General features: G+C 61.3%; 26 protein-coding genes. 22 read left to right on the forward strand and 4 right to left on the reverse strand.

Translation table 11 applies throughout. From position 1 onward, the window contains the following. The first annotated feature begins 170 nt into the window (after window positions 1–170). Both ACK6BI_RS10365 and ACK6BI_RS10370 read left to right on the forward strand, forming a co-directional pair. A complete protein-coding gene (locus tag ACK6BI_RS10365) occupies window positions 171–560 on the forward strand; it encodes a hypothetical protein (RefSeq protein WP_409317007.1) in 390 nt (129 codons plus the stop codon). A gap of 11 nt (window positions 561–571) precedes the next feature. Further along, on the forward strand, window positions 572–1,471 hold the full coding sequence (locus ACK6BI_RS10370; protein WP_409317008.1) for an alpha/beta fold hydrolase: 900 nt from the start codon (window positions 572–574) through the stop codon (window positions 1,469–1,471). Here the strand turns inward: ACK6BI_RS10370 and ACK6BI_RS10375 are convergent. Beyond that, window positions 1,440–2,423, reverse strand: a complete 984-nt coding sequence (locus ACK6BI_RS10375) for a GlxA family transcriptional regulator (protein WP_409317009.1) — start codon at window positions 2,421–2,423, stop codon at window positions 1,440–1,442. The two genes, ACK6BI_RS10370 and ACK6BI_RS10375, sit on opposite strands and share 32 nt — an antisense overlap. Window positions 2,424–2,512: 89 nt before the next feature. Between ACK6BI_RS10375 and inhA the strand changes: the two genes are divergently transcribed. The 3 genes from inhA (at window position 2,513) to ACK6BI_RS10390 (ending at window position 5,904) form a co-directional block, all read left to right on the forward strand. Continuing rightward, window positions 2,513–3,199 carry an isonitrile hydratase gene (inhA, locus tag ACK6BI_RS10380; protein ID WP_409317010.1) on the forward strand — a complete coding sequence of 229 codons (687 nt, stop codon included), beginning with the start codon at window positions 2,513–2,515 and terminating at the stop codon, window positions 3,197–3,199. Between the two features lie 245 nt (window positions 3,200–3,444). Next, entirely contained in the window at window positions 3,445–4,236 is a 792-nt protein-coding gene (locus ACK6BI_RS10385) for a CPBP family intramembrane glutamic endopeptidase (RefSeq protein WP_409317011.1), read from the forward strand. Between the two features lie 102 nt (window positions 4,237–4,338). Next, window positions 4,339–5,904, forward strand: coding sequence for a methyl-accepting chemotaxis protein (locus ACK6BI_RS10390; protein WP_409317012.1), 1,566 nt, complete (start codon window positions 4,339–4,341; stop codon window positions 5,902–5,904). A 203-nt stretch (window positions 5,905–6,107) separates the two neighbouring features. On the opposite strand, the gene ACK6BI_RS10395 is transcribed toward ACK6BI_RS10390, so the two are convergent. Further along, the gene (locus ACK6BI_RS10395) at window positions 6,108–6,467 is read right to left on the reverse strand and encodes a DUF6124 family protein (protein ID WP_409317013.1); all 360 of its coding nucleotides are present in this window, start codon (window positions 6,465–6,467) and stop codon (window positions 6,108–6,110) included. 759 nt (window positions 6,468–7,226) lie between these two features. Next, window positions 7,227–7,904, reverse strand: a complete 678-nt coding sequence (locus tag ACK6BI_RS10400) for an alpha/beta family hydrolase (RefSeq protein ID WP_409317014.1) — start codon at window positions 7,902–7,904, stop codon at window positions 7,227–7,229. A gap of 95 nt (window positions 7,905–7,999) precedes the next feature. On the opposite strand from ACK6BI_RS10400, the gene ccoN (ACK6BI_RS10405) reads away from it, so the two are divergent. The 17 genes from ccoN (ACK6BI_RS10405) (at window position 8,000) to ACK6BI_RS10485 (ending at window position 23,824) form a co-directional block, all read left to right on the forward strand. Then, window positions 8,000–9,424, forward strand: a complete 1,425-nt coding sequence (ccoN, locus tag ACK6BI_RS10405; protein WP_065259700.1) for a cytochrome-c oxidase, cbb3-type subunit I — start codon at window positions 8,000–8,002, stop codon at window positions 9,422–9,424. Window positions 9,425–9,434: 10 nt separating this feature from the next. Continuing rightward, complete coding sequence (ccoO, locus tag ACK6BI_RS10410; RefSeq protein WP_065259701.1) at window positions 9,435–10,043, forward strand: cytochrome-c oxidase, cbb3-type subunit II; 609 nt, start codon at window positions 9,435–9,437, stop codon at window positions 10,041–10,043. Between the two features lie 3 nt (window positions 10,044–10,046). Next, window positions 10,047–10,244, forward strand: a complete 198-nt coding sequence (locus ACK6BI_RS10415) for a cbb3-type cytochrome c oxidase subunit 3 (RefSeq protein ID WP_065259702.1) — start codon at window positions 10,047–10,049, stop codon at window positions 10,242–10,244. Then, a complete protein-coding gene (gene ccoP / locus ACK6BI_RS10420; RefSeq protein ID WP_409317015.1) occupies window positions 10,241–11,194 on the forward strand; it encodes a cytochrome-c oxidase, cbb3-type subunit III in 954 nt (317 codons plus the stop codon). Before ACK6BI_RS10415 ends, ccoP (ACK6BI_RS10420) begins: the two co-directional genes overlap by 4 nt. A gap of 482 nt (window positions 11,195–11,676) precedes the next feature. Continuing rightward, window positions 11,677–13,119 carry a cytochrome-c oxidase, cbb3-type subunit I gene (gene ccoN, locus ACK6BI_RS10425; protein WP_065259704.1) on the forward strand — a complete coding sequence of 481 codons (1,443 nt, stop codon included), beginning with the start codon at window positions 11,677–11,679 and terminating at the stop codon, window positions 13,117–13,119. Beyond that, entirely contained in the window at window positions 13,119–13,727 is a 609-nt protein-coding gene (ccoO, locus tag ACK6BI_RS10430) for a cytochrome-c oxidase, cbb3-type subunit II (protein ID WP_057396232.1), read from the forward strand. Before ccoN (ACK6BI_RS10425) ends, ccoO (ACK6BI_RS10430) begins: the two co-directional genes overlap by 1 nt. A 5-nt stretch (window positions 13,728–13,732) precedes the next feature. Beyond that, entirely contained in the window at window positions 13,733–13,918 is a 186-nt protein-coding gene (locus ACK6BI_RS10435; RefSeq protein ID WP_003175465.1) for a CcoQ/FixQ family Cbb3-type cytochrome c oxidase assembly chaperone, read from the forward strand. After that, complete coding sequence (gene ccoP / locus ACK6BI_RS10440) at window positions 13,915–14,898, forward strand: cytochrome-c oxidase, cbb3-type subunit III (protein WP_065259705.1); 984 nt, start codon at window positions 13,915–13,917, stop codon at window positions 14,896–14,898. Before ACK6BI_RS10435 ends, ccoP (ACK6BI_RS10440) begins: the two co-directional genes overlap by 4 nt. A gap of 157 nt (window positions 14,899–15,055) precedes the next feature. Beyond that, window positions 15,056–15,232, forward strand: a complete 177-nt coding sequence (locus ACK6BI_RS10445) for a hypothetical protein (RefSeq protein ID WP_409317016.1) — start codon at window positions 15,056–15,058, stop codon at window positions 15,230–15,232. Window positions 15,233–15,473: 241 nt separating this feature from the next. Further along, the gene (ccoG, locus tag ACK6BI_RS10450) at window positions 15,474–16,889 is read left to right on the forward strand and encodes a cytochrome c oxidase accessory protein CcoG (protein ID WP_065259707.1); all 1,416 of its coding nucleotides are present in this window, start codon (window positions 15,474–15,476) and stop codon (window positions 16,887–16,889) included. An 11-nt stretch (window positions 16,890–16,900) separates the two neighbouring features. Next, window positions 16,901–17,440 (forward strand): FixH family protein, encoded by a 540-nt coding sequence (locus ACK6BI_RS10455; RefSeq protein ID WP_409317017.1) that lies wholly within the window; start codon window positions 16,901–16,903, stop codon window positions 17,438–17,440. Between the two features lie 12 nt (window positions 17,441–17,452). Further along, window positions 17,453–19,903 (forward strand): heavy metal translocating P-type ATPase, encoded by a 2,451-nt coding sequence (locus ACK6BI_RS10460; protein ID WP_409317018.1) that lies wholly within the window; start codon window positions 17,453–17,455, stop codon window positions 19,901–19,903. 22 nt (window positions 19,904–19,925) lie between these two features. Continuing rightward, window positions 19,926–20,138 carry a cbb3-type cytochrome oxidase assembly protein CcoS gene (gene ccoS / locus ACK6BI_RS10465; RefSeq protein WP_409317019.1) on the forward strand — a complete coding sequence of 71 codons (213 nt, stop codon included), beginning with the start codon at window positions 19,926–19,928 and terminating at the stop codon, window positions 20,136–20,138. Beyond that, window positions 20,131–20,814, forward strand: a complete 684-nt coding sequence (locus ACK6BI_RS10470; RefSeq protein ID WP_409317020.1) for a sulfite exporter TauE/SafE family protein — start codon at window positions 20,131–20,133, stop codon at window positions 20,812–20,814. Before ccoS ends, ACK6BI_RS10470 begins: the two co-directional genes overlap by 8 nt. Window positions 20,815–20,899: 85 nt before the next feature. Then, the gene (gene hemN / locus ACK6BI_RS10475) at window positions 20,900–22,282 is read left to right on the forward strand and encodes an oxygen-independent coproporphyrinogen III oxidase (RefSeq protein WP_409317021.1); all 1,383 of its coding nucleotides are present in this window, start codon (window positions 20,900–20,902) and stop codon (window positions 22,280–22,282) included. A gap of 180 nt (window positions 22,283–22,462) precedes the next feature. Continuing rightward, window positions 22,463–23,197 carry a fumarate/nitrate reduction transcriptional regulator Fnr gene (fnr, locus tag ACK6BI_RS10480; protein ID WP_007951654.1) on the forward strand — a complete coding sequence of 245 codons (735 nt, stop codon included), beginning with the start codon at window positions 22,463–22,465 and terminating at the stop codon, window positions 23,195–23,197. A gap of 78 nt (window positions 23,198–23,275) precedes the next feature. Then, window positions 23,276–23,824, forward strand: coding sequence for an adenine phosphoribosyltransferase (locus ACK6BI_RS10485; RefSeq protein WP_065259713.1), 549 nt, complete (start codon window positions 23,276–23,278; stop codon window positions 23,822–23,824). Window positions 23,825–23,934: 110 nt separating this feature from the next. On the opposite strand, the gene ACK6BI_RS10490 is transcribed toward ACK6BI_RS10485, so the two are convergent. Beyond that, a complete protein-coding gene (locus ACK6BI_RS10490) occupies window positions 23,935–25,083 on the reverse strand; it encodes an acyl-CoA dehydrogenase family protein (protein ID WP_409317022.1) in 1,149 nt (382 codons plus the stop codon). Between the last annotated feature and the right edge of the window lie 21 nt (window positions 25,084–25,104).

Consider the following 25,104-nt stretch of genomic DNA (forward strand, 5'->3'; position numbering starts at 1 on the left):
GGCAGTACCTGACTGCCTACAGCCACTCAACAAACCCCAAACATTCCCTCCCCCGTAACTTGCACTTACACCCCGAAATACCTTGTTGCCAGCGGTTAAGTCCCCCCCTACCATCCACCGCAACGGGCACAGCGGAGCTGTCCAATAAAAACCCGATTCAAGGAACCAGAATGAGCCAACGCATCCACCGCCCCATCGACTCCCCTTTGAGGTCTGGCCTGACCCGCAACGAACTCTGGGAAGCCGCCGACAAGGGCCTGATCAAATGCTGGGAAATCGGCCGCCAGCGCGCCGACCGCTTCCCCGACCTCGCCCGGCGCTGCCGCGCCGATGAATTGCCGGTGCTGGGCTGGAAAGGTGGCGTGAGCCGCAGCCTGAAGAAGAACGAAAAATACGGCTCGCTGAAATACCTGGCTCAGTGGCAGGGGTTGCGTGGGGAAGATCTGGATATCGACCTGGGTGCAGAGCGAGTCATGACCTGCTCGCGGACGAAAATGGTGGTGACGTTTACGCCGGATCGCAGCAAGTATTTCAATCAGGTGGCGGAAGCTGAGGCTTAAGGAGACTTTCCATGACCCGTGCCGAAATCCGATTCAGCCAGACCGCCAGTCTGACCATCGCCCATGAACATCACGGCCCGGAAAACGGCACGCCGGTCATCCTGCTTCACGGCTTCCCCTACTCCCCCCGCGCCTACGACGAAATCGCCTCGCCGCTCGCCGCCGAGGGTTACCGGGTGATCGTGCCGTACTTGCGTGGCTACGGGCCGACCCGTTTCAACAGCCCGGACACGTTGCGTTCCGGCCAGCAAGCGGCGCTGGCTCAGGATCTGCTGGATCTGATGGACGCACTGGGTATCGAACAAGCGACGCTGTGCGGTTACGACTGGGGCGGTCGGGCGGCGTGCATTGTGGCGGCGCTGTTTCCCGAGCGTGTGCGTGGGTTGGTGACGGGTGATGGCTACAACCTGCAAGACATTCCGCATTCGATCCAGCCGCTGGATCCCGAGACCGAGCATCGCTTCTGGTATCAGTACTACTTCCACACGCCCCGTGGCGTTGAAGGGCTGACGCAGAATCGCCGGGCGCTGTGCGAGTTGCTGTGGCAGTTGTGGTCGCCGACCTGGGCGCGGAACGCCGAGCGTTTTCCGCTGAGCGCACCGGTGTTCGACAACCCGGATTTCGTCGAGGTGGTGATTCACTCTTATCGTCATCGTTTCATGTATGCGCCGGGCGATCCGGCGCTGGCGTGGATGGAGCAGGCGCTGGAGAAACAACCGGCGATCGGCGTTCCGACGATTTCGCTGTGCGGTGCGGATGATGGCGTCGGCCCGGCGCCGGAAGACGATGAAGATGCCCATCACTTCACCGGGCTCTACGAGCGGCGGGTGCTGGCGGGTGTCGGGCACAACATTCCCGAGGAAGCGCCGCAAGAGACGCTCAGGGCATTACTGGATCTGCTCCGGCACTGACCGAAAACCGCTCCCGATAGGCCTGCGGCGTCACGCCCATGGCCCGCAGGAAGCTGCGTCTTAACGTCTCTTCACTGCCAAATCCACAATTGACCGCGACCCGTTTGATCGGCAACCCGGTATCACTCAACAACCGACGCGCCGTTTCGACGCGGATCAGTTCGATGGCCCGGGCCGGGGTCTGGCCGGTGTCGGCGCGGTAGTGGCGCACAAAACTGCGCTCGCTCATGCCCGCCTGTTCGGCGAGGGTCGGGATACCCAGATCGCAAGTCAGGTGTTCGGCGATCCATGCGTGCAAATCATCGAAGCGATTGCCCTGTTTTTGCAGCGACAGCGTCACGCTGAATTGCGACTGCCCGCCCGGGCGCTTGAGGAACACCACCAGTTGCCGGGCGACGTCCAGCGCCATGTCGCGGCCTAGATCGTCTTCGACCATGGCCAGTGCCAGATCGATGCCGGCAGTGACACCCGCCGAGGTCCAGACCGGACCGTCATTGATGAAGATCGGATTGGGCTCGACCTGCAGGCGCGGGTGCTGCTGCGCCAGTTGTTCGCAGCGGGTCCAGTGGGTGACCACCCGGCGACCGTCGAGCCAGCCACTGGCGGCCAGCAAAAAGGCGCCGGTACAGACCGAGGCCACGCGCCGACAGCCGCTGGCGTGTTCGCGCACCCAACTCACCAATTCGGCGTCTTCGGCAGCGGCGTAAACGCCCCAGCCACCGGCGATGATCAGGGTATCGCTGGCCTGCTCCGGCAACGGTTCGGCGAGCAGCGCCAAACCGGCGGACGAGTTCACCGCCCCGCCACCACTGGCGATGACCATTGGCGTATACGGCGCAGGCAAACCCTGCTGGCGGGCAATGTCGTTGGCCGAAGCAAAAACCTGCAACGGCCCGGTGACATCAAGCAGTTGCACATTGGCGAACGCGAGGACGTGGATGGTTTTCGGCATTTGGCGTAATTCGAGGGTTTATTGGCGTATGCGCCAGAACCTACCCGCCTACAGTGAAGCCGTCCACCCATTTTTCACGGAGAAAAACCATGGCGTTGCAGATCGGTTTTCTGTTGTTTCCCCAGGTGCAGCAACTTGACCTGACCGGCCCGTACGACGTACTGGCCTCGTTGCCGGACGTGCAAGTGCACCTGATCTGGAAGGATCTGGTGCCGGTGACTTCCAGCACCGGGCTTCTGCTGAAACCGACCACCACCTTTGATGATTGCCCGAATCTGGACGTGATCTGCGTTCCCGGCGGTGCCGGGGTCGGGCCACTGATGGAAGACGAACAGACCCTGGCCTTCATCAAGGCGCAAGCGGCGCAGGCGCGGTACGTGACGTCGGTGTGCACCGGTTCGCTGGTGCTTGGCGCGGCGGGCCTGTTGCAGGGTAAACGAGCGACCACGCACTGGGCCTATCACGAACTGCTGCCAACCTTGGGCGCCATTGCGGTGAAGGATCGGGTGGTGCGCGACGGCAATCTGTTCACCGGGGGTGGCATTACCGCCGGGATCGATTTTGCCCTGACGCTGGCGGAGGAACTGGTGGGTACCGACCAGGCACAGCTGATCCAGCTGCAGCTTGAATATGCACCGGCGCCGCCGTTTGATGCGGGCAGCCCCGAGACCGCGCCGAGCGGAATTGTCGAAGAGGCGCGCAAACGTGCGGCACCTTCGCTGAAGCTGCGCACGGAAATCACCGAGCGCGCTGCGGCAAGACTCAACCTGCGCTGATCCTTCAGCCGAATATAAAACCCTGTGGGAGCGAGCCTGCTCGCGAAGAGGGCGTGTCAGTCGACCGTTGTGTCACAGACCAACCGCCATCGCGAGCAGGCTCGCTCCCACCGGGAAGGACTAGCCTTCCCCCACTTTTTCACTCAGGGTTTTGTACTGTCCTGGTTTTTCCGTACACCTTCACTTGTCCCCTCGCCCCCAGCCGTGTAGAAAGCCTGTCCACAAATCGTGCACAAGGACCTTCCATGACCGCTCTGCCATGGCTCTATCTCGGGCTTCTCAGCCTTGGTTACGGATTAGCGCTGAGTTTCGGCCAGCTCGGCTGGCTGGCGCTGATCTCCATTGCACTGCTGGTTTTCGCCGGTTACGCCGTGCGCCAGCAAACCGTGCCGGTCGGGCGATATCTCGGCCATGGCCTGTTTATCGTGCTGGCGCTGGCGCTGGCCCTGCACTGGCTTCCGGGCTTCTACAACGGTCGGGCCATCCCGGCGCAGCGCTTCACCGACGACGCCGTGCCATTTTCGATGTTCGTGAACCTCGACAAACCACTGATCGGCTTCTGGCTGTTGCTGGTCTGCCCGTGGATCGTCGCGCGGCGCTCGTTGCGCCTGACGGTGTACGCCACCGCGCTGGCATTGACGTTGAGCGTGATTGTGGCCCTCGGCGGCGCGGTGTTGCTGGGCATGATCACCTGGGCGCCGAAATGGCCGGATCAGGCGTGGCTGTGGGTGCTGAACAATCTGCTGCTGGTGACGCTGGTCGAAGAAGCGCTGTTTCGCGGCTACATACAGGGCGGCCTCGGCCGACGCTTCAAACACCTGCCCTACGGCGACAATCTTGCGCTGCTGCTGGCGGCCATGCTGTTCGGCCTGGTGCACGTGGGCGCCGGCTGGCAATGGGTGTTGCTGGCGGGCCTGGCGGGTGTCGGCTATGGTCTGGCCTACCGATTTGGCGGGCTTGCTGCTGCGATCGCCACGCATTTTGGTCTGAACCTGCTGCATTTCAGCCTGTTCACCTATCCGATGCTCGCCGGTTGAAGCAAGAGCCGTTTTGCGACGCCGTACTTATAAATGAAAAAAAACTTCAATAAATCGCCGACCCCGCCGACAACCCTTCAAAGCCTTGCGGATTGAAAAACCATGCGTAATAACCAGCCCATTACACAACGCGAACGGACTTTCCCGGCTCAGCAACGGTTGATCTCCACAACCGACGCCAAGGGCGTGATCACCTACTGCAACGACGCCTTCGTCGAAATCAGCGGGTTTTCGCGTGAGGAACTGATCCGTGCGCCGCACAACCTGGTTCGTCACCCTGACGTCCCGGCGGCGGTGTTTGCGCACATGTGGGGCACACTGAAACAAGGCTTGCCATGGATGGGCATTGTCAAGAATCGCTGCAAGACCGGTGACCACTACTGGGTCAACGCCTACGTGACACCGGTGTTCGAAGGCAATCAGGTGGTCGGTTACGAGTCGGTGCGGGTCAAACCCACCGCCGAACAGATCCGCCGTGCCGAAGCGCTCTACCAACGCATCAACCAGGGCAAGTCGGCGATCCCCCAAACGGACAAATGGCTGCCGGTGCTGCAGGACTGGGTGCCGTTCATTCTGGTCAGCCAGTTGAGCTTCATGATCGGCGCCACCCTGAACTCGCAGTGGGGCTTCGCCCTCGCCGCCGGTCTGTCGGTGCCGTTGGGCCTGTTGGGCCTGCAATGGCAACAACGCGGGCTCAAGCGCTTGCTGCGCCTGGCCGAGCAGACCACTTCCGACCCGTTGATCGCACAGATGTACACCGACAGCCGTGGCCCTCAGGCGCGTCTGGAGATGTCGATCCTCAGTCAGGAAGCCCGTCTGAAAACCTGCCTGACCCGTCTGCAGGACACCGCCGAGCACCTGACCGATCAGGCCAAGCAGTCCGACGCCCTGGCGCACAACAGCTCCAGCGGTCTGGAACGCCAGCGCGTGGAAACCGAACAGGTCGCCACCGCCGTCAACCAGATGGCCGCCACCACCCAGGAAGTAGCGAGCCACGTGCAACGCACTGCTGATGCGACCCAGGAAGCCAATCGCCTGACCGGCCGCGGGCGCGACATCACCGGAGAAACCCGCGAAGCCATCCAGCGCCTGTCGGCGGCGGTCGGCGAAACCGGTCTGACCGTTTCGCAACTGGCCAAGGACAGCGACGAAATCGGCGGCGTGGTCGACGTGATCAAAGGCATCGCCGACCAGACCAACCTGCTGGCGCTCAACGCCGCCATCGAAGCGGCGCGCGCCGGTGAAATGGGCCGTGGTTTTGCCGTGGTGGCCGACGAAGTCCGTCAACTGGCGCAACGCACCAGCGAATCCACCGGCCAGATCCACGCCCTGATCGCCAAACTGCAGCAGACCGCTTCGAATGCCGTGCAAACCATGGAAACCGGCCATCGCCAGGCGGAAGAAGGCGTGGCGCGAGTCCTGGAAGCGGACGAAGCGCTGGTCGGCATCAGCGAAGCGGTGGCCAACATCACCGACATGACCACCCAGATCGCCGCCGCGACCGAAGAGCAAAGTGCAGTGGCTGAAGAAATCAGCCGCAACATCAGCAACATCTCGGAACTGGCGGACCAGACCTCGGAACAGGCTCATAACTCGGCGTTGCTGAGTGAAGAGCTGACGAAGACGGCCAACACGCAGTATTCGTTGGTGGAGCGGTTTAACCGCTGATTGTTCTGGCAATAAAGAAACCCCGGACAGCGAAAGCTTCCGGGGTTTTTATTGCCTGCTTTAAATGGGCAGTGCCCTGCAGGCCGCTTTCGCGAGCAGGCTCGCTCCCACTTTGGAACGTGGCGGGATCACAAATGTGTGACCGATGACAATCCCCTGTGGGAGCGAGCCTGCTCGCGAAGAGGCCCTGACAGCCAGCGAAATTATTGAGGCAATTTCAACTTATCCAGCAGTCGGTTCACCAGCAGCTCGTTCAACATGATCAACTGTTGCAGCGCCAGCAGCGGTTTGCGTTCCGGGCCTTTTACCGAGTTGGCGATATTGCCGGCCATGGCGTTGGCCGACGACAGCGATTCACTGGCTTCGACGAGCAGTGTTTCGTCATCGAGCGTGGGATCGACCATGTAGATAGGACGGGCCTTGGGCGGGAAGTACTTCGGGATTTCGGGTCCCAGGTAATAGTCGAGTGCGCGGTTGGCGGCTTCTTTTGACTTTTGGGATTCGAGCGCGGGGTCGTTGGAGGTTGGATCGGTTTCTGGCGGGTTAGGTGTGGCTTTGAACATGGATGTAACTCCTATTGCAGACTTCAAGGAGCCATCACCCACGCTACCAAACGATGGGTGGCGGCCATGCGCGGGTTGGTAGACCGGCTGCAATAGGAACCCGGCGCTCACGAATGAGCCCCACGCATGACCACCATAGAACCGAGCCCCAAGAAAAGGGAGCTCATACGGTGTTGCCATACAGCTATTACAGACGGGCTACCAAACCCGATCACTGTTTTTCAGTGACAGGGAAACGATATAGCCCTCTCCTAGCTGCGTAAGCCGGCGGATTCTGGCGTAGGCGTAGGTAACGACGCAAGGCGTCGTAGCCCTTATGGCGTAACGGTTCGTGTACTTTAAACGCCGTTTCGGAATTACGTTTACGCACAGAAAACAAGCAGATACTTCCCTGCTGCAATCCGCATGGCTTCTCACCACTCAACACGATGAGCGTTAGCTCGAGTACCGCTTTTGATCTTGATCCACGGGCGACGTCGGAAGGCTGAGTGGAGGGATTTATCCGGGGGTGGGAGCGCAGCGACCGTGCGGCGCAGCCGCATGCATCGAGAGGAGGTGCAGCGAAGCAAACCGTAGGCGATGCCCCCGGATGAATCCCGGAGCGAAGGAACCCCGAGCCTCAGCGAGCGGGCCGAACGTAGGAGCAAGCGTTTTTTTGCTTACTTTTTTTAGGCGTTTGTAAAAAAAGTGAGTCGCCGTCAGGGCGAAATCCTAGGTGGCCGTTACCGCAGCAACGGATATACACCCAAAAACCAAACCTCAACGAAGAAACCCGGCAACCTTCTCCGCCGCCGAAGCCAAATGCTGCTCCTGCGTAAACCCGGAAACCTTCAGCGGCTTCAAATCATGATCCCCAGAAGCCAACCAGAACACCTCAATACTCGGCGATAGATCGTAAGCCCCGACAGCCTCCCGATTGCCAAGCGCATCCCGCTCCCCCTGAACAATCAACGTCCGAGTCCGCAAAGAAGCCAGATGTTCAACCCGCGGTTTCTCAGGTTTCCCAACCGCATAAAACGGATACCCCAGACACACCAGCGCATCCGCCCCCAACTCGTCGGCCAAGAGACTGGCCATCCGCCCCCCCATCGACTTCCCGCCAACCGCCAAAACCCCAGCGACATGAAGTCGCACCAGGCCATACACCTCACGCCAACATTCGAGCAATTTCGGCGCCGGATTCGGCGGACGTTTGCTGCCATCGACCCGCCGCTGCGCCATATAAGGAAACTCAAACCGCAACACGTTCACACCCAGCCCGGCAAGGCGCCCAGCCATATCGTTCATCCACTCGCTATCCATCGGCGCCCCGGCACCATGGGCAAGAATGAGGGTCGCCGAAGCCTCGCCAACAGCGGCATCCCAAAGCCACCCGTGATCCCGCAGGCACTGCGCCCATTGATCCCCGTCAATACTGGCCTTGTGCTGTTTGTCCATGCTTGCCTCGCTTTTAGTCTGCCTATAACTCCAGGCGAAGGGTTCGCGGCGTTTTCTGCGCGCACTCACTTCGGCTGAACCGTGGATGGGGAACCATGAACACTTCTATCAGTACCGCCTACAACTACAAGGTGGTCCGCCAATTCGCCATTATGACGGTGGTGTGGGGCATCGTCGGCATGGGGCTCGGGGTTTTTCTCGCGGCTCAATTGGTCTGGCCCGAACTCAACTTCAACCTGCCGTGGACCAGCTTCGGACGCCTGCGCCCGCTGCACACCAACGCGGTGATCTTCGCGTTCGGTGGCTGTGCCTTGTTCGCCAGTTCGTTCTACTCGGTGCAGCGCACCTGCCAGACGCAACTGTTCGCGCCGCAAATCGCCGCCTTCTGCTTCTGGGGCTGGCAACTGGTGATCCTGCTGGCGGCCATCAGTCTGCCGCTGGGTTACACCAGTTCCAAGGAATACGCCGAGCTGGAATGGCCGATCGACATTCTGATCACCATCGTCTGGGTCGCCTACGCCATCGTGTTCTTCGGCACGATCATGCAGCGCAAGACCAAGCACATTTATGTGGGCAACTGGTTCTTCGGCGCATTCATCATCACCGTGGCGATCCTGCACATCGTCAATAACCTTGAGTTGCCGGTGAGTTTCACCAAGTCCTACTCGGTGTACGCCGGTGCAACCGACGCGATGGTGCAATGGTGGTACGGCCACAACGCCGTAGGCTTTTTCCTCACCGCCGGTTTCCTCGGGATGATGTACTACTTCGTACCGAAGCAGGCCGAACGTCCGGTGTATTCGTATCGCCTGTCGATCGTGCACTTCTGGGCGCTGATCACCCTGTACATCTGGGCCGGCCCGCACCACTTGCACTACACCGCGCTGCCGGACTGGGCGCAGTCGCTGGGCATGGTGATGTCGCTGATCCTGCTGGCACCGAGCTGGGGCGGCATGATCAACGGCATGATGACCCTCTCGGGCGCCTGGCATAAGTTGCGCAGTGACCCGATCCTGCGTTTCCTCGTGGTGTCGCTGGCGTTCTACGGCATGTCGACCTTCGAAGGTCCGATGATGGCGATCAAGACCGTCAACGCCCTCTCCCACTACACCGACTGGACCATCGGCCACGTACACGCCGGCGCGCTCGGCTGGGTGGCGATGATTTCCATCGGCGCGCTGTACCACATGATCCCGAAAGTCTTCGGCAAAGAGCAGATGCACAGCATCGGCCTGATCAACGCGCACTTCTGGCTCGCGACCATCGGCACCGTTTTGTACATCGCGTCGATGTGGGTCAACGGCATCGCCCAGGGCCTGATGTGGCGTGCGGTGAACGAAGACGGCACGCTGACCTACTCCTTCGTCGAAACCCTGGTGGCCAGCCACCCTGGCTTCGTCGTGCGGTTGATCGGCGGGGCGATCTTCCTCAGCGGCATGTTGCTGATGGCTTACAACACCTGGCGCACCGTGCGGGCCTCGCAGCCTGCTGATGTCGTTGCCGCCGCGCAGATGGCCTGAGGAGTCCGCCATGAAACACGAAACGATTGAAAAGAACGTCGGCCTGCTGATGCTGCTGATGGTGTTCGCCGTGAGTATCGGCGGCCTGACCCAGATCGTCCCGCTGTTCTTTCAGGACGTGACCAACAAACCGGTGGAAGGCATGAAGCCCTACACCGCGCTGCAACTGGAAGGCCGCGACATCTACATCCGCGAAGGCTGCGTCGGCTGCCATTCGCAGATGATCCGTCCGTTCCGCGCCGAAACCGAACGCTACGGCCACTACTCGGTGGCTGGCGAGAGCGTGTGGGATCACCCGTTCCTGTGGGGTTCGAAACGCACCGGTCCGGACTTGGCCCGCGTGGGCGGTCGTTACTCGGATGACTGGCACCGTGCGCACTTGTACAACCCGCGCAACGTCGTGCCGGAATCGAAGATGCCGGCCTACCCGTGGCTGGTCACCCAACCGCTCGACAGCAGCCATACCGAAACCAAGCTCAAGGTCATGCGCACCCTCGGCGTGCCTTACACCGACGACGACATCAGCGGCGCGGTGGCCAGCCTCAAGGGCAAGAGCGAAATGGACGCCCTCGTCTCCTACCTGCAAGTGCTCGGCACTGCAATCAAGAGCAAGAGGTGAGACATGGCCATTGAAATGAGCGCGGGGCTGATTCGCGGCCTCGGCACGGTCGTGGTGTTCGTGGCCTTCGTCGGCCTGACCCTGTGGGTGTTCAACCGCAAGCGCACGCCGGAATTTGCCGAAGCGCGCCTGCTGCCGTTCGCCGACGAGCCGCAACCCGACCCAACCCCTGCAACTGAAACAAGGAGTACCCGGTCATGACCACCTTCTGGAGTACGTGGATCTGCGTACTGACCATCGGCAGCCTGATCGGCCTGACCTGGCTGCTGGTCGGCACCCGTCGGGGCGAAACCAAGGGCAGCGTCGACCAGACCATGGGCCACAGCTTCGACGGCATCGAGGAGTACGACAACCCTCTGCCGCAGTGGTGGTTCATGCTGTTCGCCGGCACGCTGGTGTTTTCCGTGGGTTATCTGATCCTCTATCCGGGGCTCGGCAACTGGAAAGGCATCCTGCCCGGCTACGAGGACGGCTGGACCGGTGTCCACGAGTGGGAAAAGGAAATGAGCAAGGCCGACGCCAAATTCGGGCCGATCTTCGCCAAGTTCGCCGCCATGCCGGTGGAAGAAGTGGCGAAGGATCCGCAGGCGCTGAAAATGGGTGGCCGTCTTTTCGCCTCCAACTGCTCGGTGTGCCACGGCTCGGACGCCAAGGGCGCCTTCGGCTTCCCTAACCTCGCCGACCAGGACTGGCGCTGGGGCGGCAGTGCCGAGACGATCAAGACCACCATCATGGGTGGCCGGGTTGCGGCAATGCCGGCCTGGGGCGAGTCGCTCGGTGAGGCGGGCGTGAAAAACGTTGCGGCGTACGTGCGTCACGAACTGGCCGGGCTGCCACTGCCAGCGGACAACAAGGCCGACCTGCAAGCCGGACAGCAAACATTCAGCACCATGTGCGTAGCCTGTCATGGGGCAACCGGCCAGGGCACTGAAGCCATGGGTGCGCCGAACCTGACGCACCCGGCCGGATTTATCTATGGCACCAGCCTGACTCAACTCGAACAGACCATCCGCCATGGTCGTCAGGGCCACATGCCGGCTCAGAGCGAGCTCCTGGGCAACGATAAAGTGCAATTGCTGGCCGCTTATGTGTACAGCCTAAGCCATGGATTGAATACAGAAAAACTGATTACTGAAGACAACAAACATTAATCATTGAGTACAACACTGCCGCACGTTTTCAGTGCGGCAGTTTCCAGCCTCTTTGCGACGCATTGTCGCACCCCCTCTTCCCCTCTCCTTTCGGTTCCCCGGATTCGGGTCTACGCTTGCTCGATGCGGACTGGCCCGTGCCGGTTCCATGTTGCCCCTGAACGAGGCGTTGAACGAATCGGCTGACTGACATGGCCGCAAAGGCCGGTAGATACCGGCTGTCGCGCCGATGACCGTCCGTCACCCGAACCTGGCGTTCCAACATACCCCGTTTCGGCCGACCGGGACCCCTCGCTTTTTTTGTCCGCCGGGAGATTTTTTTCCGAGGGCAATTTTGTCCTTACGCGGCGCATGGAAAGGCCGCAGAATCAGCGTTGGAAAGCATTGACCCAGGTCATGGCGCGTTGCATTGACCCCCTGCTTTCTACATACTTGCGACCGATTTTAATCCTAATAAAACACCCAAACCGTGGAACCTTAGAATGAGCACAGCAATCAGTCCGACTGCTTATAACTATAAGGTAGTCCGCCAGTTCGCCATCATGACGGTGGTCTGGGGGATCCTTGGCATGGGGCTCGGTGTCTTCATCGCCTCGCAACTGGTCTGGCCGGAGTTGAATTTCGGTCTGCCTTGGACGAGCTTTGGACGCCTGCGCCCGTTGCACACAAACCTGGTGATTTTTGCCTTCGGTGGTTGTGCACTGTTCGCCACTTCCTACTATGTCGTGCAGCGAACCTGCCAGACGCGACTGATTTCCGACAGCCTCGCGGCCTTCACCTTCTGGGGCTGGCAAGCCGTGATCGTCGGCGCGCTGATTACCTTGCCGCTGGGTTACACCACCACCAAGGAATACGCGGAACTGGAATGGCCCCTCGCCATTCTGCTGGCCATTGTCTGGGTCACCTACGGTCTGGTGTTCTTCGGCACCATCACCAAACGCAAGACCAAACACATCTATGTGGGCAACTGGTTCTACGGCGCCTTCATCGTCGTGACGGCGATGCTGCACATCGTCAACCACGCGTCCCTGCCGGTGAGTTTCTTCAAGTCCTACTCCGCCTACTCGGGCGCAACCGACGCGATGATCCAGTGGTGGTACGGCCACAACGCCGTGGGCTTCTTCCTGACCACCGGCTTCCTGGGGATGATGTACTACTTCGTGCCGAAACAGGCCGAACGTCCGATCTACTCCTATCGCCTGTCGATCGTGCACTTCTGGGCACTGATCACCCTGTACATCTGGGCCGGTCCGCACCACCTGCACTACACCGCGCTGCCGGATTGGGCACAATCGCTGGGCATGGCCATGTCGATCATCCTGCTGGCGCCAAGCTGGGGCGGCATGATCAACGGCATGATGACCCTGTCGGGGGCCTGGCATAAGCTGCGCACCGACCCGATCCTGCGTTTCCTCGTGGTCTCGCTGGCGTTTTACGGCATGTCGACCTTCGAAGGTCCGATGATGGCGATCAAGACCGTCAACTCGCTCTCGCACTACACCGACTGGACCATCGGCCACGTACACGCCGGCGCGCTCGGCTGGGTGGCGATGATCTCGATCGGCGCGATCTACCACATGATCCCGAAACTGTTCGGCCGCGCACAGATGCACAGCGTCGGTCTGATCAACGCGCACTTCTGGCTCGCGACCATCGGTACCGTGCTGTACATCGCTTCGATGTGGGTCAACGGCATCACTCAAGGCCTGATGTGGCGTGCAATCAACGACGACGGCACCCTCACCTACTCGTTCGTCGAAGCGCTGCAGGCCAGCCATCCTGGCTACATCGTCCGTGCCCTGGGCGGTGCGTTCTTCGCCAGCGGCATGCTGTTGATGGCCTATAACGTGTGGCGCACCGTTCGCGCCTCGGACCCGGCTGAAGCTGAAGCCGCCGCCAAGATCGCCGTAGTTGGAGCTCACTGATGAAGCATGAAGCTGTCGAGAAGAACATCGGCCTGCTGGCCTTCTTCATGGTCATCGCCGTCAGCGTCGGTGGCCTGACCCAAATCGTTCCGCTGTTTTTCCAGGACGTCACCAACAAGCCGGTCGAAGGCATGAAGCCGCGCACCGCCCTTGAACTGGAAGGCCGCGACGTTTACATCGCCAACGGCTGTGTCGGCTGCCACTCGCAGATGATCCGCCCGTTCCGTGCCGAAACCGAACGCTACGGCCACTACTCGGTCGCCGGTGAAAGCGTGTGGGATCACCCGTTCCTGTGGGGTTCCAAGCGTACCGGTCCGGACCTGGCCCGTGTCGGCGGTCGTTACTCCGATGACTGGCAGCGTGCGCACTTGTACAACCCGCGCAACGTCGTGCCTGAGTCGAAAATGCCGGCTTACCCGTTCCTCGTGGAAAACAAGCTCGACGGCAAAGACACGGCCAGGAAAATGGAAGTGTTGCGCACGCTCGGCGTCCCTTACACCGACGAAGACATTGCCGGTGCAAAAGACGCTGTGAAGGGTAAAACCGAAATGGACGCGCTGGTGGCCTATCTGCAAGGCCTGGGCACCATCATCAAAAGCAAACGGTGATTCTGATGGATATCGGGATGATTCGAGGCCTGGGCACCGTTGTCGTGATGGTTGCCTTCATCGGCCTGGCGTTGTGGGTTTTCAGCCCCAAGCGCAAGTCGGAGTTTGAAGACGCGACCTTGCTGCCCTTCGCGGATGATCCCGAAGCCATCAAGCACGTCGAGCAAGCTTCTAGGAGTAACAAAGAATGACTACATTCTGGAGTCTGTACGTCACAGTCCTCAGTCTCGGTACGATCTTTTCCCTGACCTGGCTGTTGCTGTCGACCCGCAAGGGTCAGCGCGCCGAGCAGACCGACGAGACCGTCGGCCACTCCTTCGACGGGATCGAGGAGTACGACAACCCGCTGCCGAAATGGTGGTTCATGCTGTTCGTGGGCACCATCGTCTTCGCCCTGGGTTATCTGGTGCTGTACCCGGGCCTGGGCAGCTGGAAAGGTCTGCTGCCGGGCTACAACTACCTCGATAACGAAAAGCAGACCCCGTTCGCCAACGGCCAGACCGGCTGGACCGGCGTTCACGAGTGGGAAAAGGAAATGGCTCGCTCGGACGCCAAGTTCGGCCCGATCTTCGCCAAGTTCGCGGCCATGCCGATCGAGGAAGTGGCCAAGGATCCGCAAGCCCTGAAGATGGGCGGTCGTCTGTTCGCGTCCAACTGCTCGGTCTGCCACGGCTCCGACGCCAAGGGCGCCTATGGCTTCCCTAACCTGACCGACGCCGACTGGCGCTGGGGCGGCGAACCGGAAACCATCAAGACCACCATCATGGGCGGCCGTCACGCGGTGATGCCGGCCTGGGCCGAAGTAATCGGCGAGCAAGGCGTGGCGGACGTGGCGGCATTCGTGCTGACCAATCTGGATGGCCGCAAGTTGCCGGAAGGTACCAAGGCGGATCCGGCCAACGGCCAGAAACTGTTCGCTGCCAACTGCGTGGCCTGCCACGGTCCGGAAGGTAAAGGCACGCCGGCAATGGGCGCTCCCAACCTGACTCACCCTGCCGCGTTCATCTATGGCTCGAGCTTCGCGCAACTGCAGCAGACCATCCGTTACGGCCGTCAGGGCCAGATGCCTGCCCAGGAACAACTGCAAGGCAACGACAAGGTTCACCTGCTGGCGGCTTACGTCTACAGCCTGTCCCATGGTGAAAAAGCACCGGAAGCCGAGGCTCAGTAAGGCCAACGCTTGAAGCAGGAAAGGCCCCGCCAATGAACATTGGCGGGGCCTTTTGCATTCCGGCTCCCTAATGATTTGCGACAAGTGCCTGATGGACGATCAACGGATCAGCCCTGTAGCTTGACGTTCGCCGCACTCACTTCAAGGATGAAAACCCATGCGAGAATCCGATTACGATTGTGTCCGCCCCCATGATGACTTCACTTACGGTTATCCGGACATCGAAGACTCACCCGTAAAAGACCCCGACAGCCGCGACACGCAGTCCGCCGAACAAACCGGGAAGAATAAGAACAGCAGGCTGGACAGCCTCGGAGGCGGAAAGCTGACTTGACGTCGGAACGCGCCGGAACAGCCGCTCGCCAAAGCAGGATCAGGGATCGTCTATAGTCAATTGATCTGCATCATGCTTTGTTGCATTCGCTACACCATTCAGGATATTTCCCCAACGCGACCAAAGGTCGCACCCGTTCGTCGGCATGACAGGCGTATCATTGGGCCACTGCAACACCCCTTTTTGACCCCGGCCGGCACGTATCGGCCGAGGCATTTTTCCACTGCCGTGGGATGCAACGATGAGTAATCAGATTCCGGTACACGACGTCACGCCCCCCAACAAGAACGCGAACAACAGCGTCGATCTCTACGCCTCTCGAGAAAAAATCTACACCCGTGCCTTCACCGGCCTGTTCCGCAATCTGCGGATGATGGGCGGCACCGTGCTGTTCCTGCTGTATTTCGGAACGGTCTGGCTGAACTGGGGCGGCCATCAGGCCGTGTGGTGGAACCTGCCGGAACGCAAGTTCTTCATTTTCGGCGCCACCTTCTGGCCACAGGATTTCATTCTGCTCTCCGGCCTGCTGATCATTGCCGCGTTCGGCCTGTTCTTCATCACGGTGTATGCCGGCCGGGTCTGGTGCGGGTACACCTGCCCGCAAAGCGTATGGACGTGGATTTTCATGTGGTGCGAAAAGGTCACCGAAGGCGACCGAAACCAGCGCATCAAGCTCGACAAGGCGCCGATGAGCGCCAACAAGTTCCTGCGCAAATTCGCCAAGCACGCTCTGTGGCTGCTGATCGGTTTCGTCACCGGCATGACCTTTGTCGGCTACTTCTCGCCGATCCGTGAGCTGGTCATCGACTTCTTCACAGGGCAGGCCGATGGCTGGTCGTATTTCTGGGTCGGGTTCTTCACCCTCGCCACCTACGGCAACGCCGGCTGGCTGCGTGAGCAGGTGTGCATTTACATGTGCCCATATGCGCGCTTCCAGAGCGTGATGTTCGACAAGGACACGCTGATCGTTTCCTATGATCCGCGTCGCGGCGAAAGTCGTGGCCCGCGCAAGAAAGGCATCGATTACAAGGCTCAGGGCCTGGGCGATTGCATCGATTGCACCATGTGCGTCCAGGTCTGCCCGACCGGCATCGACATCCGCGACGGCCTGCAGATCGAATGCATCGGCTGCGCCGCGTGCATCGACGCCTGCGACAGCATCATGGACAAGATGGATTACCCGCGTGGCCTGATCAGCTACACCACCGAACACAACCTGTCCGGGCAGAAAACCCATAAACTGCGTCCGCGCCTGATCGGCTATGCCGTGGTGCTGCTGGCGATGATCAGCCTGCTGGTCACCGCCTTCTTCATGCGTTCGCTGGTGGGCTTCGACGTCAGCAAGGACCGCGTGCTGTACCGCGAGAACGCCGAAGGCCGGATCGAAAACGTCTACAGCCTGAAGATCATGAACAAGGATCAGCGCGACCACACCTATGTGCTGGAAGCCGCCGGCCTGCCGGATCTGCGCCTGCAGGGCAGACGCGAAATCAAGGTCCCGGCCGGGGAAATCTTCAGCATGCCGGTCGAACTGTCGAGCGCCCCCGAACAACTGCCGTCGAGCACCAACGAGGTGAAATTCATCCTCAAGGATGCCGATGACGACAGCGTCCACGTCGAAGCCAAGAGCCGGTTCATCGGCCCACAGAATCGTTGAGAGAACTGAACATGCCCGCCGCAAACGCCGCAAGCCCCTGGTACAAGCATCTCTGGCCATGGATCATCATCGGGATCCTGGCCTGCTCGGTGACCTTGACGCTGTCCATGGTGACCATCGCAGTGAATCACCCCGACAACCTGGTCAACGACAACTACTACGAGGCCGGCAAGGGCATCAATCGTTCGCTGGACCGTGAACTGCTGGCACAGACCCTGAAAATGCGCGCCAACGTGCACCTGGACGACGTCACTGGCGAAGTCGACTTGCGCCTGAGCGGCGACAGCCAGCCAAAAACCCTGGAACTGAACCTGATTTCCCCGACCCAGCCGGACAAGGATCGCAAGATCGTCCTGACCCGCAGTGAAACCGAGCAGGGTCGTTACATCGGCCAGGTGAACGACAAGGTCGAAGGTCGTCGTTTTGTTGAGTTGCTGGGTTCGCAGGGCAATCAGGTATGGCGCATGTTCGAGGAAGAAGTGGTCAGCCATGACAAGGATCTGCTGCTCGGTGACGAACCGCTGCAAGGCGCGGAAGACCTGGACAAGTAAGCAACCCTCCTGATGACCACCCCACTCCCCTGCTACCACTGCGCCCTGCCCGTTCCGACGGGCAGCCGCTTCACTGCTGTCGTGCTCGGGGAGTCCCGCGAGTTCTGCTGCCCGGGCTGTCAGGCCGTGGCCGAAGCCATCGTCGCCGGCGGGCTCGAAAGCTATTACCAGCACCGCAGCGAAGCCTCGGCCAACCCCGAGGCGCTGCCCGTGCAACTGGTGGATGAACTGGCGCTGTATGACCGCGCCGATGTGCAGCAACCCTTCGTCCGCCACGAAGGCGAACTGGCCGAAACCACACTGTTGATGGAAGGCATCAGTTGCGCCGCGTGCGGCTGGCTGATCGAGAAACACCTGCGCACCTTGCCCGCCGTGGCCGAGGCGCGGCTGAATCTGTCCAACCATCGCCTGCACGTGCGCTGGGCCGATGCGCAACTGCCACTGAGCCAGATACTCGGCGAATTGCGCCACATCGGCTACGCCGCACACCCGTACCAGGCCGACCGCGCCAGCGAACAACTGGCCAGCGAGAACCGTCTCGCCTTGCGCCAACTGGGTGTCGCCGGACTGCTGTGGTTCCAGGCGATGATGGCGACCATGGCAACCTGGCCGGAATTCAACATTGACCTCAGCCCCGAACTGCACACCATCCTGCGCTGGGTCGCGCTGTTTCTGACCACACCGATTGTGTTCTACAGCTGCGCGCCTTTTTTCAAGGGTGCCATGCGTGACTTGCGCACCCGTCACCTGACCATGGATGTTTCGGTGTCGCTGGCTATCGGTGCGGCGTACGTCGCCGGCATCTGGACCTCGATCACCGGGAACGGCGAGCTGTATTTCGATGCAGTGGGCATGTTCGCGCTGTTCCTACTGGCCGGGCGTTATCTGGAACGCCGCGCCCGGGAACGCACCGCCGCTGCGACTGCGCAACTGGTGAACCTGTTGCCCGCCTCTTGCTTGCGCCTGGACGACGCTGGCCAGAGTGAACGGATCCTGCTCAGCGAACTGCGCCTCGGTGACCGGGTGCTGGTGCAGCCCGGCTCGGTGCTGCCGGCGGACGGCAGAATCCTCGACGGCCAGTCGAGCATTGATGAATCCCTGCTGACCGGCGAATACCTGCCGCAGATGCGCACGCCCGGCGACGCGGTCACCGCCGGCACGCTGAATGTGGAAGGCGCACTGACCGTCGAAGTGCAGGCGCTGGGGCAGGACACGCGGCTGTCGGCCATCGTCCGTTTGCTGGATCGCGCTCAGGCAGAGAAACCACGTCTGGCGGAAATCGCCGACCGCGCCGCGCAATGGTTCCTGCTGCTGTCATTGATTGCTGCCGCGGCGATCGGTCTGCTGTGGTGGGAACTGGATCCCTCGCGAGCCTTCTGGATCGTTCTGGCCATGCTGGTGGCGACCTGCCCTTGCGCATTGTCGCTTGCCACACCGACCGCACTTACCGCCGCCACCGGCACGCTGCACAAGCTGGGTCTGCTGCTGACACGCGGCCATGTGCTGGAAGGCCTGAACCAGATCGACACGGTGATTTTCGACAAGACCGGCACCCTCACCGAAGGGCGTCTGGTGCTGCGCTCGATTCGCCCCCTCGGTGACCTCGACGGCGACCGGTGCCTGAGCCTCGCCGCTGCGCTGGAGAACCGTTCGGAACATCCGATTGCCCGGGCCTTTGGTCGGGCGCCGCTGGCCGCCGAAGAGGTTCACAACACGCCGGGGCTGGGGCTTGAAGGCTTGGTCGGCGAACAGCGACTGCGCATCGGGCAGGCGGATTTCGTCTGCGATCTCAGTGGCGCGCCTGTGCCGAAGATGCCTGACGAACCGGGCCAATGGTTGCTGCTGGGCGACACCCAAGGCCCACTGGCATGGTTCGTCCTGGATGATCGCCTGCGTGCCGATGCCCCGGCCCTGCTCGCGGTGTGCAAGGCCCGCGGCTGGCATACGCTGCTGCTGTCGGGCGACAGTTCGCCGATGGTCGCCAGTGTCGCCGCCGAACTGGGCATCGACGAAGCCCGGGGCGGCTTGCGTCCGGACGATAAACTGCAGGTACTGCAACAACTGCACAAGGACGGCCGCAAGGTATTGATGCTCGGCGACGGGGTCAACGATGTGCCTGTATTGGCCGCTGCGGACATCAGCGTGGCCATGGGCTCGGCCACCGACCTGGCGAAAACCAGTGCCGACGCGGTGCTGTTGTCCAACCGCCTCGACGCCCTGGTGCAAGCCTTCACGCTGGCCCGCCGCACCCGTCGGGTCATCATCGAAAACCTGTTGTGGGCCGCGCTGTACAATGGCCTCATGTTGCCGTTCGCCGCCCTCGGCTGGATCACTCCGGTGTGGGCCGCTGTCGGCATGTCGATCAGTTCGCTGACCGTGGTGCTCAATGCCCTGCGACTGACTCGCCTGCCGAGCGCGCCGACCGTCAACGCCTCGTCAGAAACCCGCCCGCTGCCGGCCTGAGCCGCACGGGCATGGAGTACAGATGCCAGCTCTCTACGTGATGATTCCGGCCGCACTGCTGATCGTGGCCATCGCCGTCTACATCTTCTTCTGGGCGGTGGACAGCGGCCAGTACGACGACCTCGACGGCCCGGCCCACAGCATCCTGTTCGACGACCAGGACCCGAAGCACACGGCCGCCGTGGACGAAGCCAACCCGATCAAACCGGACGACAAGGCGCCGCCCCATGCTTGATCTGGCGCCGCTGCTGGTGTCTGCGCTGATTCTCGGCCTGCTCGGCGGCGGGCATTGCCTGGGCATGTGCGGCGGCCTGATGGGCGCGCTGACCCTGGCGATTCCCAAGGAACAACGCAGCCGACGCTTTCGATTATTGCTGGCTTACAACCTCGGACGGATTCTCAGTTATGCCACGGCCGGATTGTTGATCGGGCTTGCGGGATGGGCGGTGGCCAACAGTCCTGCGGCGTTGTTTATGCGTGTGCTTGCCGGGTTGCTGTTGATCGCCATGGGCCTGTACCTGGCGGGCTGGTGGAGCGGCCTGACCCGCATCGAAAGTCTGGGGCGCGGCCTGTGGCGCTACATTCAACCGGTGGCCAACCGCTTGCTGCCGGTGTCGAGCCTGCCCCGGGCCTTGCTGCTCGGTGCGCTGTGGGGCTGGCTGCCGTGCGGGCTGGTTTACAGCACACTGCTGTGGTCGGCCAGTCAGGGCAATGCACTGGACAGCGCATTGCTGATGCTCGCCTTCGGGCTCGGCACCTGGCCGGTGTTGCTCGCGACAGGCCTGGCTGCCGAGCGGGTCACGGCGTTGTTGCGCAAACGCAGCGTACGCATGGCCGGTGGATTGCTGGTAATCCTGTTCGGTCTCTGGACCCTGCCAGGGCCGCATCAACACTGGCTGATGGGCCACTGATCCAGGCTTGATGCAAATCAAGATGCCCCGTCGCCCCCTCCCCTAGACTCGCTCACACTGCCAGCCTATCCGGGGGAATGCCCGCATGCTCGACGCCATTCGTTGGGACACCGATTTGATCCGCCGCTACGACCTGGCGGGGCCGCGCTACACCTCGTACCCGACGGCCGTGCAATTCAACAGTCAGGTCGGCACCTTCGACCTTTTCCATGCCCTGCGCGACAGCCGCAAGGCCTTGCGCCCGTTGTCGCTGTACGTGCACGTGCCGTTCTGCGCGAACATCTGCTACTACTGCGCCTGCAACAAGGTCATCACCAAGGATCGCGGCCGTGCGCTGCCCTACCTGCAACGGCTGGAGCAGGAAATCCAGCTGATCGCCTGCCACCTCGACCCGGCGCAGAAAGTCGAGCAACTGCACTTCGGCGGCGGCACCCCGACCTTTCTCAGCCACGATGAATTGCGGCAACTGATGGCGCACCTGCGCAAGCATTTCAATCTGCTGGATGACGACTCCGGCGATTACGGCATCGAGATCGACCCGCGCGAAGCCGACTGGTCGACCATGGGCCTGCTGCGGGAACTGGGCTTCAACCGGGTCAGCATCGGCCTGCAGGATCTCGATCCGGCGGTGCAACGGGCGGTCAACCGCCTGCAAAGCCTGGAAGAAACCCGCGCGGTGATCGACGCGGCGCGCACCCTGCAATTTCGCTCGATCAACATCGACTTGATCTACGGCCTGCCCAAGCAAACTCCGGACAACTTCGCCCGCACGGTTGAAGAAGTCATCAGCCTGCAACCGGACCGGCTCTCGGTGTTCAATTATGCGCATCTGCCGGAACGCTTCATGCCGCAGCGGCGGATCAACGGCAACGAACTGCCGAGCCCGGCACAAAAACTGGAAATGCTGCAACGCACGATCGAGCAACTGACTGCCGCCGGCTACCGCTATATCGGCATGGATCACTTCGCCCTGCCCGACGATGAACTGGCGATCGCTCAGGAAGAATCGACCCTGCAACGCAACTTCCAGGGCTACACCACCCACGGGCATTGCGATCTGATCGGCCTGGGCGTGTCGGCCATCAGCCAGATCGGCGATCTGTACTGCCAGAACAGCAGCGACCTCAATCAATACCAGAACACCCTCGCCGGCGCGCAACTGGCCACCAGCCGTGGCCTGGTATGCAACGCCGATGATCGCCTGCGCCGTGCAGTGATTCAGCAATTGATCTGCAATTTCAGCCTGGATTTCGCCGAGATCGAGCGCACGTTCAACATCGATTTCCAGGGTTACTTCGGCGCGCTCTGGCCGCAGCTGCAAGATATGGCAAAGGACGGGCTGATCGAGCTGGATCGCGAACGGATCAACGTGCTGCCGGCCGGACGCCTGCTGGTGCGTTCGGTGTGCATGGTGTTCGATGCGTATCTGGAACAGCAGAACCGTCAGCGCTTTTCCCGAGTGATCTGAACCGACATCAATTGCGTGCACACCATGAAGTCGTTTCCTTGCGGGTCAACCCCTTCAACAGGTCTGCGCATTGCTCTGCGGCTTTTTGCCCGTGGGGCAATCTCGCCACAGGCTGGCCTGAATGTCTCCCCCTGGGTTACCCTTACGCCTTATGTGTGTTTTCCCACAAGGATTTAAGAAATGTCCGAGCCAGTCAAACTGCGCGCTCACAACCAGGCTAATTGCAAGGATTGCAGCCTGGCCCCTCTCTGCCTGCCACTTTCGCTGAATCTGGAAGACATGGATGCGCTGGACGAAATCGTCAAACGTGGCCGCCCGCTGAAGAAGGGTGAGTTCCTGTTCCGCCAGGGCGACACCTTCGATTCCGTTTATGCAGTACGCTCCGGCGCCCTGAAGACCTTCAGCCTGAGCGATACCGGCGAAGAACAACTGACCGGCTTCCACCTGCCGAGCGAACTGGTCGGGCTGTCCGGCATGGACACCGAGAAACACCCGGTTTCCGCCCAGGCCCTGGAAACCACTTCGGTCTGCGAAATTCCGTTCGAGCGCCTCGACGAACTGGCCCTGCAATTGCCGCAGCTGCGCCGTCAGCTGATGCGCGTGATGAGCCGCGAAATCCGCGACGACCAGCAAATGATGCTGCTGCTGTCGAAAAAGACCGCCGACGAACGCATCGCCACCTTCCTGGTCAACCTGTCGGCCCGTTTCCGCGCTCGCGGGTTTTCGGCCAACCAGTTCCGCCTGAGCATGTCGCGCAATGAAATCGGCAATTATCTGGGACTGGCAGTGGAAACCGTGTCCCGGGTCTTCACCCGCTTCCAGCAGAACGAACTGATCGCCGCCGAGGGCAAGGAAATCCATATCCTCGACCCGATCCAGCTCTGCGCCCTGGCCGGCGGCTCGCTCGAAGTCTGATCTCGACCCGCGGCCGAGCGTATCGTTTCAGCCGCGGGTATACTGCGCCGTTTGCAGCCCTGCCAGGACACCTCGACGATGGTCTTCGACTCCTTCGACATCAAATCCCTGATCCGCCCTGTGATCGATTTCCCGAAACCGGGCGTGATTTTTCGCGACATCACCCCGCTGTTCCAGTCGCCCAAGGCCATGCGCCTGGTGATGGACAGCTTCGCCCACCGTTACGTGGAAGCCGACTTCACCCACATCGGAGCGATGGATGCGCGTGGTTTCCTGATCGGTTCGGTGCTGGCCTATCAACTGAACAAGCCGCTGGTACTGTTTCGCAAGCAAGGCAAACTGCCGGCGGACGTGCTGGCGGAAGGTTATGCGACCGAGTACGGCGAAGCGTTCCTCGAAGCCCACGCCGACAGCCTGTGCGAAGGTGATTCGGTGGTAATGTTCGATGACCTGATCGCCACCGGCGGCACGCTGATCGCAGCGGCCAACCTGATCCGCCGCATGGGCGCCCGCGTTCATGAAGCGGCGGCGATCATCGATCTGCCGGAGCTGGGTGGTTCGCAGCGTCTGGAAGACATGGGAATTCCGACGTTCTGCCTGACGCAGTTTGCGTTGACCGATAAGTAAATAGCGCCTGTTCCACCGCCTTCGCGAGCAAGCTCGCTCCCACAGTTGGAATGCGTCCCTCTGTGGGAGCGAGCTTGCTCGCGAAGAGGCCGGCAGCCTCACTGCAAAACCTAAAGCCCCATCTGCTTGCTGATGATCTCGTTCATCACTTCTCGCGTCCCGCCGCCAATCGACAAGATGCGATTATCCCGATACAGCCGTTCCACCCGGCTTTCGCGCATGTAACCCAGCCCCCCGAGAATCTGCACCGCCTCATGGGTGATGCGATCCGAGGTGTCCGTGGCGAAGTTCTTGGCCATGGAGATTTCCTTGATCACGCCTTGCCCCGCCGCCATCTTCGCCGCCTGCCGATAGGTGAACTCCCGCGAGACTTCCAGCGCGGTGGCCATTTCCGCAAGGCGATGCTTGATCACCTGAAACCTGCCGATGGGTTTGCCGAACGCTTCACGCTCCCGCGCCCATTTCAGGCTCTCTTCCAGCGCCAGCTGAGCCGTCATGTTGGCCATCAGCGCCAACGCCAGTCGTTCGCTCTGGAAGTTGCCCATGATGCAGGCAAAGCCCATGTTCTCGGCACCGATGAGATTTCCCACAGGCACCCGGCAATCGTCGAAGAACAATTCAGCCGTGTCTGACGCCCACCAGCCCATTTTCTTCAGTTGGCGGCCGACGGTGAAACCCGGCGTGCCCTTCTCGATCAACAGCAGGCTGATACCGCCAAATCCCGGCTCACCGGTACGCACCGCGACGGTGTAGTAATCGGCACGCACACCACTGGTGATAAAGGTTTTGCTGCCACTGACCCGGTAATGATCGCCATCGCGTACAGCGCGGGTCTGCAGATTGGCGACATCGGAGCCGCCGCCCGGCTCGGTCACGGCCAGCGCGCTGATCTTCTCGCCACTGAGTACCAGAGGGACGACGCGATCACGCACTTCGGGCCGGGCCCATTTGACGATGGGCGGCAAGCCGATATCCAGCGAACCGAGCCCGGCCACCAGCCCGCCGGAGCCGCAACGCATGAGTTCTTCGCTGGCGGCGATCTTGGCGAACAGATCGCCTTCGTGACTGCCGCCCAGCACCTCCGGATAACCGATGCCGAGGATGCCGGCCGCACCGGCCTTGAGGTACAGCTCACGGGGAAAGCTTTCAGCTTCTTCCCACGCATCGATGTCCGGCAGGATTTCACGCTCGACGAAACGTCTGACGCTGTCGCGAACCAATTGGTGGCTGGGGTCGAAGTATTCCTGGAAGGCGGGCATCGGCGAACTCCATGGAAGGGT

This window comes from Pseudomonas sp. KCJK9016 (assembly GCF_046231795.1).
Classification (GTDB): domain Bacteria; phylum Pseudomonadota; class Gammaproteobacteria; order Pseudomonadales; family Pseudomonadaceae; genus Aquipseudomonas; species Aquipseudomonas bananamidigenes.